Origin of the sequence: Martinezella miluonensis (assembly GCF_900094545.1) — a bacterium.
Classification (GTDB): Bacteria; Pseudomonadota; Alphaproteobacteria; order Rhizobiales; family Rhizobiaceae; genus Rhizobium; species Rhizobium miluonense.
The window spans coordinates 46,461-55,927 of record NZ_FMAH01000043.1 but is presented as its reverse complement, the minus strand read 5'-3'; the positions used below and the strand labels follow the sequence as shown (position 1 = coordinate 55,927).

Annotated in this window: 7 protein-coding genes; 6 read left to right on the top strand and 1 reads right to left on the bottom strand. The window is 59.2% G+C overall.

All coding sequences use genetic code 11. The annotated features are described in order from the left end of the window. Window positions 1-422: 422 nt before the first annotated feature. A complete protein-coding gene (locus GA0061102_RS26365) occupies window positions 423-1,127 on the bottom strand; it encodes a transcriptional regulator NanR (protein WP_092854708.1) in 705 nt (234 codons plus the stop codon). Between the two features lie 175 nt (window positions 1,128-1,302). On the opposite strand from GA0061102_RS26365, the gene oiaX reads away from it, so the two are divergent. The 6 genes from oiaX to GA0061102_RS26335 all read left to right on the top strand — a co-directional run bounded on the left by oiaX (window position 1,303) and on the right by GA0061102_RS26335 (window position 9,432). Further along, on the top strand, window positions 1,303-2,559 hold the full coding sequence (oiaX, locus tag GA0061102_RS26360; protein ID WP_092854706.1) for a 3-oxo-isoapionate-4-phosphate decarboxylase OiaX: 1,257 nt from the start codon (window positions 1,303-1,305) through the stop codon (window positions 2,557-2,559). 5 nt (window positions 2,560-2,564) lie between these two features. Next, complete coding sequence (locus tag GA0061102_RS26355) at window positions 2,565-3,899, top strand: four-carbon acid sugar kinase family protein (protein ID WP_092854714.1); 1,335 nt, start codon at window positions 2,565-2,567, stop codon at window positions 3,897-3,899. A 242-nt stretch (window positions 3,900-4,141) separates the two neighbouring features. Then, a complete protein-coding gene (locus GA0061102_RS26350; protein WP_092854704.1) occupies window positions 4,142-4,969 on the top strand; it encodes a phosphogluconate dehydrogenase C-terminal domain-containing protein in 828 nt (275 codons plus the stop codon). Window positions 4,970-5,069: 100 nt separating this feature from the next. Then, window positions 5,070-6,104 (top strand): Gfo/Idh/MocA family protein, encoded by a 1,035-nt coding sequence (locus GA0061102_RS26345; RefSeq protein WP_092854702.1) that lies wholly within the window; start codon window positions 5,070-5,072, stop codon window positions 6,102-6,104. Beyond that, entirely contained in the window at window positions 6,101-7,954 is a 1,854-nt protein-coding gene (apnL, locus tag GA0061102_RS26340; protein ID WP_092854700.1) for a D-apionate lactonase, read from the top strand. Before GA0061102_RS26345 ends, apnL begins: the two co-directional genes overlap by 4 nt. 224 nt (window positions 7,955-8,178) lie before the next feature. Then, entirely contained in the window at window positions 8,179-9,432 is a 1,254-nt protein-coding gene (locus tag GA0061102_RS26335; protein WP_092854698.1) for an ABC transporter substrate-binding protein, read from the top strand. Window positions 9,433-9,467: the final 35 nt, after the last annotated feature.

Below are 9,467 nucleotides of genomic sequence, written 5' to 3'. Positions count from 1 at the left end.
TTGCCGGCCGCCTGTGCAGCCGTCGTCGCAAACGACGCCGCAGTCATCGCGAGGGAAAGTGCCACCGAATATTTGAGAACGTTTGATGCACGCATTTAGTTTTCCTCTCCATTTGTGTGCCGGGGCAGTTGATCGCCGCACAGCACGCTTCCTCCTCGAAGCTTCAGCACGCTAGCGCCACCAACCTTTCAGTCAGCTTTCAATGGGACATCGAGCACAGCAATATTGAGCCTTTGTTTCGACCGAGCGTACAAATTGCTGCGCATGCCAAGACGGCTTCTTCGGTTGAAATATATGCGGCCACGCTCAGGGGACTGGACCATATCAGCGATGGTCCCGCAGTCTGACGACTTCAGCGCCCCGCAGAAACCGACCACAGCGCCAAGTTACTTAGCTGTCGACCGATCCTGATACGGTCGTCGTCATTTGCCGTAGAGCGCACGGGAGCGTTCTAAGTGCTTCAAGATGGCGTTCTCCGCGCCGTCGGCATCGCTTTGCTCGATCCGGCTGACGATTTCCTCGTGTTCGACAAGCGTGAATTTCTCCTTGCCCGCCCAAATCAGCATGTCGGTGTGATACTCCTTCAGCCAGGCAAGCATTGCTTCACTGAAGGCGACAAATATCGGGTTTCCAGAGATCTTCGCGATACGCGTGTGAAACTCCATATCCGCGTCGATGAAGCTGTCTGCATCGCCAATCGAGCTTCGCTGACGTTGAATTATAGCCTTCAGATCGTCGATGTCGTTCTTGGACACACGCTGAGCCGCTTCGCGGGCCATGCCGCGCTCAAAAAAAATCCGGGCGCTCTTCAGATGTTCGAGCGTGTCGTGCGACTGGGAAAGCATGATCTTCGCCGTCAGGTCGACTTGCTGGAATATCGACTGCGCCGTCAACCTGAGAACCTTGGCTCTTTCGCCATGAGAAATGTTTACGAGACCTTTGGCGGCCAGCGCCTGCATCGCTTCGCGAATGGCAGGGCGGCCGACGCCAAATCGCTCCATCAGGACACGTTCGGAAGGCATTTCGTCGTCAGGCTTGAGATCACCTGATGTGATCATTCGCTCAAGTCGATCGAATACCTCGTCGGACAGCTTCCGACGCACGATTTGTTCGATGGGTTGGGTCATTGGGTTCCGCTGGCTCAAATCTTCCCTCCTCCTACTACGTTCGCGTCTCGGGGCAAAGCGCCCGAAATTACGGCTTCTAAAATTTTCGCTTCCAATCACATGGAATACTCATTATACCAGCTAACGAGTTGACGCCACGACTATTTGATCTGGCGAGAGGAGCAACTGGCATTCGATGATGATTACGCTGACTTACCGCATCGAGACATCAGGCAGCGTCGAGGCTATGGCGGACAAGATCGCAAGCGATCAGTCGACCGGAACCTTCGTGTCGATCCCCGGCGAGACCGAGGAATTGAAGTTGCGGGTTGCCGCACGGGTATTGGCGGTCCGCCCACTTGATGACGGGGACCAGCCGACCTGGCCGGAGGTAGCCCCTGGCACACGCCTTAGCCGCGCCGACGTCGACATTGCCTTTCCTCTGGACGCGATCGGCACCGATCTCTCCGCGCTGATGACCATCGCGATCGGCGGCGTATTTTCCATCAAGGGTATGACAGGCATCCGCATCGTCGACATGAAATTGCCTGATGCCTTCAAGGACGCGCATCCCGGACCGCAATTCGGCATTCCCGGCAGCCGTCGCCTGACCGGCGTCGAAGGGCGCCCGATCATCGGCACGATCGTCAAGCCGGCGCTGGGGCTTCGTCCGCACGAAACCGCAGACCTTGTCGGCGAACTAATCGAATCCGGCGTAGATTTCATCAAGGATGACGAGAAGCTCATGAGCCCGGCCTACTCGCCGCTCAAGGACCGGGTTATGGCGATCATGCCGCGAATTCTCGATCACGAGCAGAAGACGGGCAAGAAGGTGATGTACGCCTTTGGCATCTCGCACGCCGATCCCGACGAGATGATGCGCAACCACGATATCGTCGCCAAGGCCGGCGGTAACTGCGCGGTCATCAACATCAATTCGATTGGCTTTGGCGGCATGAGCTTTCTGCGTAAGCGGTCCAATCTGGTGCTGCACGCTCACCGGAACGGCTGGGACGTGCTGACACGTCATCCGGGCGCAGGCCTGGACTTCAAGGTCTACCAGCAATTCTGGCGCCTCCTTGGCGTCGACCAGTTTCAGATCAACGGCATCAAGGTCAAATATTGGGAGCCGGACGAGAGCTTCGTTTCCTCCTTCGAGGCGGTCAGCGCCCCACTCTTCGATCGGTCGGATTGCCCGCTTCCGGTTGTTGGCTCCGGCCAATGGGGCGGGCAGGCGCCCGAGACATATCAGCGGACCGGCCGCACCACCGACCTTCTCTATCTCTGCGGCGGAGGCATTGTCAGCCACCCCGGTGGTCCGGCAGCCGGCGTTCGCGCCGTGCAGCAGGCCTGGCAGGCGGCCGTGGCTGACATTCCCTTGGAGATCTACGCAAAAGACCATCGCGAGCTCGCCGCCTCTATCGCGAAATTCGGCAATGGCAGAGACGCGTGAAAAAGATGACGGCCCCCCTCATCAGCTACTACGGCGACGACTTCACCGGCTCGACGGACGTGATGGAAGCTTTGGCATCGAACGGCGTTGCGACGGTGCTCTTTCTAGGGGTTCCTTCCTCCGAGATGCGCGGCCGCTTCAAGGAATGCCAGGCGATCGGCATTGCCGGAACGAGCCGAAGCGAGACGCCGGAATGGATGCAGTCGCACCTGACACCTGCGTTCGAATGGCTGAAATCCCTCGGGGCGAGCATTTGCCACTACAAGGTCTGCTCGACGTTCGATTCCAGTCCCAAGATCGGCAACATCGGAAAAGCGATCGAAATCGGTCGCGGGGTCTTCGATCAGTCTACCGTGCCTGTAATTGTCGGCGCCCCGCAATTGAAACGCTATACGGCTTTCGGCAACCTGTTTGCCGCTTACCAGGGCCGCACCTTTCGCATCGACCGCCACCCGGTCATGAGCCGCCATCCGGTAACGCCGATGCATGAGGCGGACCTGGTGCGGCATCTTGCGATGCAGACCGAGGTTCCCGTCGCATTGGCGGACTCTACTGTCATCACGGCTCCCGACGCCGACGACCGCATCGACGAACTCGTCGCCACGGATGCCGGCATACTCATGATCGACGTCAACTCCGCCGACACACAGCTGGCGGCCGGCCGACAGATGCTCCGCGTCACGGGAAAGGTGGGCACGTTCGTCGCAGGTTCGTCCGGAGTGGAGTACGCGATCGTAAGGGCGCTGCAGGAGCAGGGCGAACTGAAGGCAGGCGCCGGGTTCGCCGACGTCGGTGCCGTCGATCGACTGGCCGTGGTCTCAGGAAGCGTTTCGCCGACGACGGAACGGCAGATCCGGACCGCCCTCGAACAGGGCTTCGATGCGGTTGCGGTCGATCCGCTCGCGCTTGCCACATCGCAGGGCACACAAGCGGTTCAGGCCGCCGTCGCTGCCGGCCGCGAGAAGCTCAGAAACGGCAGGAGTGTTATTGTCCACACGGCGCTCGGACCATCTTCCGACGTCGGCAAGGCGCTTCAAGACGTTCCAGACGCGCGGCATCGGCTCAGTCGCGCCCTCGGGACGATTTTGCGCCAGCTTGTGGAAGCTGAAGGCCTCAAGCGCGCAGTCATTGCCGGCGGCGACACGTCCAGTCACGCATTGACGGAACTGCGCGTGGAAGCTCTGACGACCCTTTTGCCTCTTCCACAGACGCCCGGATCTCCGCTCTGCGTTGCCCATGGAACATACGTGCCCACCGATGGGCTGCAGATTGCGCTCAAGGGCGGACAGATCGGAACCGATGGGTACTTCGCCCAGATCCGCAACGGAAGGAGATCCTAGATGATCGATCGCCCTGGCAATCCAGGCAACGTTAAGGAGCAGGCAAATCGAGCGGCGCAAAGCGCGCGCTTCGTACGACGTGCGGGCGCAAGATCCATCTGATCTGCCGAAGTCCATCGTTGAATTGGGGCGCTGGCACCCGTGGTCTTTCGGATGCCAGCGCCTGAGTGGCCACAACGATATGGTGATCTGTCCACCGTATCGGCGTGATTTCAAATCCAGCATCTGAAAGGTCAGAGAAAATGACTAGAGTTGCCCTCTTCGGCGCCGGCGGCAAAATGGGCTATCGTCTTGCCAAGAACTTCAAAGGCTCGCGCTTCGATGTTCGCCACATCGAACTCAGCGATGCCGGCAAAGCACGCCTGAAAAATGATCTCGGCATCGATTGCGTCTCGGCGGAGGCCGGGCTCGATGGAGCCGAAGTTGTCATCCTCGCAGTCCCTGACACGGCAATCGGCAAGGTCGCTGCCGGTATTGCAGACAAGCTGAAGCCCGGCACTATGGTCGTCGCTCTCGACGCAGCGGCACCCTTTGCGGGTCACTTGCCCAAGCGCGACGATCTTACTTATTTCGTCACCCATCCCTGCCACCCGCCGATCTTCAACGACGAGACCGAGATGCAGGCCAAGAAGGACCATTTCGGTGGCCTCTTTGCCAAGCAGCACATCGTCTCGGCGCTGATGCAGGGACCTGAAAGCGCCTACGAACTCGGAGAAGAGATCGCCAAGGTCATCTGGGCACCGGTCATGCGTTCGCATCGGGTGACTGTCGATCAGCTGGCCATGTTGGAGCCGGGGCTTTCCGAGACGGTGTGCGCTTCACTGCTCGTCGTCATGCGCCAGGCAATGGATGAGTGCGTGGCGCGTGGCGTGCCCAAAGAAGCTGCCCGCGATTTCCTGCTCGGCCACATGAACGTTCTCGGCGCCGTCATCTTCGGAGAAGTCGATGGAGTGTTCTCGGATGCCTGCAACAAGGCCATCGAGTTCGGTATTCCCGCCTTGATGCGCGATGACTGGAAAAGGGTCTTCGAACCTCAGGAGATCGCCGACAGCATCCGGCGCATCACCTGAAACAGATGGCGAGGCAGGGCCTCGCCTAACACGCTCGGTCGGAGCCGACCGATTTTGGTCGGTCGGCTCCTCTCATTGTAGATGGCAAAGGCAGATTGAAATGACGGACTTGAAAGGTGCATTGATCGGTTGCGGCTTCTTCGCAGTCAACCAGATGCATGCCTGGAACGATGTCGAGGGCGCCAGGATCGTCGCGATTTGCGATCGCGACCCTGAACGCCTGAAGACAGTCGGCGATCAATTCGGGATCGAACGGCGGTACAGCGATGCCGAGGCGCTATTTTCCGATGGCCGCTTTGATTTCGTCGACATCGCGACGACCGTCCAGAGCCACCGCCCGCTTGTCGAGTTGGCGGCGCGGCACAAGATTGCTGCCATTTGCCAGAAACCGTTTGCCAAGTCGCTTGCCGATGCAAAGGCCATGGTGGAAGCATGCCAAAACGCCGGCATTCCCCTGATGGTTCACGAGAATTTCCGTTGGCAGGCCCCGATCCAGGCCGTCCGCAAGGCTCTCGAAGAGAATGCGATCGGCGTACCATTCTGGGGCCGGTTCTCGTTTCGCTCGGGCTACGACGTCTTCTCGGGTCAGCCCTATCTCGCCGCACAGGATCGTTTCATCATCGAGGACCTGGGTATCCATACCCTGGATATCGCCCGCTATATCCTCGGAGACGTCCGCGCCGTCACGGCCCGAACAAAACGGGTCAACCCAAAAATCAAGGGCGAGGATGTGGCAACCATCCTGCTCGACCATCAAAGCGGTGCGACATCGATCGTCGACGTCAGCTACGTCACTAAGCTTTCGAGGGAGCCTTTCCCCGAGACATTGATAGAACTCGATGGTTCCGACGGAACCATCCGGCTTACTCCAGGCTACCAGCTCGAGGTGACCAATGCTCGGGGCACGCACACGCTTGACGTATCCCCCAAGCTGTTATCCTGGGCTTCGCGGCCTTGGCACAACATCCAGGAAAGCGTCTATGCGATCCAGCAGCACTGGGTCGATCAGCTGAAGCGAGGTGGCGAACATTCGACGTCGGGTGCCGACAATCTGAAGACATTCGCTCTTGTCGAGGCAGCCTATGACAGTGCTGCCGGGCACCTGACGGTCGATGTCGAGGCGATGCTGCGATGACGGCGGATGCGTTCCAACTTTATGGCACCCGCGACGTTGAAGCGCCACCCGTTCAATTGCGCGCCGGAAGGCTTGAAGCGGATCTTGCGAGCGGCAATCTGCGCAACATTCGCTATGACGGGATCGAGGTACTTCGCGCCGTCTCCTATCTTGTCCGTGACCGTGACTGGGGCACGTATAGTCCAGAGATCACCGATCTAAAAATCGAAGACAGCGAAGGTTACTTCGAAGTCTCCTATCGGGCGCGTCTCGAAGGTCCCGACAGGACCGAGCTCACCATCGACGTCCGCATCGCAGGTACAACCGATCGGCTCGACTTCGAGGCTGAAGCCATCTCATACACCGGCTTTGAGACCAACCGCTGCGGCTTCTGCATTCTTCACCCAATCGTCGGCGTTGCGGGCATGTCGGCCATTGTAGAACACGTTGATGGGACGATCGAGACGACCCGGTTTCCCGATCTCATCGATCCATGGCAGCCGTTCAAGGACATGCGCGCCATCACCCATACCGCAATGCCCGGCGTCACTGTGGAATGCCGCATGGAGGGGGATACATTTGAAATGGAGGACCAGCGCAACTGGTCCGACGCTTCCTACAAGACCTATGTCAGACCGCTGGCGCTCCCCTGGCCCTATCGGATCGCAATAGACGAACCCGCAGGCCAGAGAACATCGCTGATCATCAAGGATGGACGCGTCAGCCAGTCGAGCCGCCACGCGTCGCCGAACGACATGATCAGGCTTGAACCAGGACATCGAACCGGCGTCATGCCGGCAATCGGGCTTGCCATCACTCCAGAGGAAGCCGAAGCGACACTCGCCGCGCGAGAGGCCTTGTCGGAGATCGCTCCAAAAGAGCTTATTTTCCATTTCGATCCCGGTGCCGGTCACAGCGGTGACGACCTCAGGCGATTTGCGGAAATTGCCACGATCCATCCTGGGCACACGACGCTCGAGATCGCCCTTCCCTGCAGGCAGAGTCCATCCACGGAAGCTGCGGACATTGCCCGGCTCATGCATTCGGCCGGCCTCAAGCCCGATGCGATCATGGTCTCGCCCTCGGTCGACAGGCAATCGACGCCGCCGGGCAGCCAATGGCCGGACTGCCCACCGCTTGACGAGGTCTATGCCGCCGCTCATGCCGCGTTTCCCGGCATTCGGATTGGTGGCGGCATGCTGAGTTACTTCACCGAGCTCAATCGAAAGCGCGTTCCGGCCAGGCAGCTTGGCTTCGTCAGTCATTGCACCAACCCCATCGTGCACGCCGCCGACGATCTCAGTGTCATGCAAACGCTGGAGGCCCTGCCCTTCATCACCCGTTCCGTGCGGGCCATCTACGGCGACATGCCATATCGGATCGGCCCATCGACGATCCCGATGCGGCAGAACCCCTACGGTAGTCGCACAATGGAAAACCCATCGGGTGAGCGGATCCCGATGGCCAACCGAGACCCCCGTCAAAACGGGCGCTTCGCAGAAGCTTTCGCTCTTGGATACGCCATCCGGGTGCTTGACGCTCATCTCGAATGCTTGACGCTGTCTGCGCTGACGGGGCCTTTTGGCCTGATTGCCGACGGTGACGAACCGATGGAGCGGGCGCTCCCTCGTCCATTGTTCAATACGGTGCGGACGCTGTCCAGGCTGACAGGCGCGGTCTGGCAGGAATGTATCTCGACGGCGCCGGCGGAGTTCCTCGCCGTTATCGTCAAGGATGGTTCGGGATCGACGCTCTACGCCGTCAATCTGACCAGCAAGACGCAGAGGGTCGATTGCGGCGCATGCGGTGCCGAAGCCATGTTCGTCGAGGTCGCTCCGTTTGCAACTGCGACGCTGCCGCTCATTCATTGAAATCGGTCGAACGGCTGCGACGGGTGGTCGTCATCGGGAACAAAGCGGACGCCGACCAGCTCTTACGGCGTCCCATCTCTAAATGGCGGTTGATGCTCAGTGCGTGCTTTGCCTTTCAGGTCTTTTCTGCCTATCCGCAATGTATGCTGACTACCTTGTTATACCAGTTGACATGTCGACGACTATCTGCAAAAAGACCTGAGCTTTACAAGAGGAGGATGGTAATGCTGACGTTTACCGCGAAATTGAAATCTGTGAGCATCGCTGCGCTGACGGTTGCCGCTCTCTCAGCAACGCCGGGGATGGCCGACAATCTCACTCTCTGGACCCTGAATTTCGACAACAACGCAGCCAATAGCGCTCTGAAAAAGGTGGCCAGCGATTTCGAGGCTGCCAATCCCGGTGCGCACGTCGAAATTGTTCAGCGCGCCGTTGACGAGCACAAGACCGCACTTCGCGTAGCGGCGGGTTCCAGCAAGGGCCCGGATATCTATTTCAGCTGGGCCGGGCTCGGCCTCGGCGGCGAATATGTAAAGGCGGGCCTCTCGCTGCCGCTCGACAAGTACTACACCCAGTACAAATGGAACGACGAGCTGCTTCCCTCTGCCTCCGCCTTTGCCGATCTCTACCTAGGCGGCAAGCATGGCGTCCCGTTCACATTCAAGGGCGAAGCGGTCTACTACAACAGGAAGCTCTTCCAGAAGGCCGGCATCACCCAGGAGCCGAAGACCTATGAGGAACTGCTCGCCGCTGCTGAAAAGCTGACGGCTGCGGGTATCCCCGGCTTTACGTTCGGTGGGACCGTCAACTGGCATGTCATGCGTCTTATGGACGTTATCCTTGAGACGAAGTGCGGCGCTGAGAAACACGACGCGCTCATGGCAATGAAGGTCGATTGGACCAAGCAGCCCTGCGCGACTGACGCCTTTACCGAATTCGCCAAGTGGACCAAGGACTACACGCTCCAGCCTTTCATGGGAATCGACAACAAGCAGTCCTACAGCCTGTTTACGGCGGGGCGGGCTGCGATGATGCTCGAAGGCGATTGGCTGGTGAGCCAGCTCAGCGGCAGTGGCGCGAATCTCGACGACTACGGCATTTTCCCGTTCCCGACGAACACCAACCGCCTTTATGGCTTTGCCGAGTACAACTACATCAGCACCAAGAGCAAAAACCCCGATCTTGCCGCCAAGTTCCTCGACTACTTCCTGTCGACCAAAGTGCAGCAGGACCTCGTCGGGCAGATCAGCGCGATCTCGGTGAACAAGAATGTTCAATACACCAACCAGAAGCCGCTCGAGGCGAAATGGCTGGATATCTTCAAGACCTACGGCAAGGTCTATATGAATGGCGACCAGGCGTTCCCGCTTGACGTTACGACCGAATACTTCCGGGTCATCAACGACGTCGCTGCCGGCAACTCCGCACCGGCCGATGCACCGAAACAGTTGCAGGCATTTATTTCGAGCCGAACCTAGTCCTCCCAAGTCGCGAGCCGATCGATCTGTCGGTC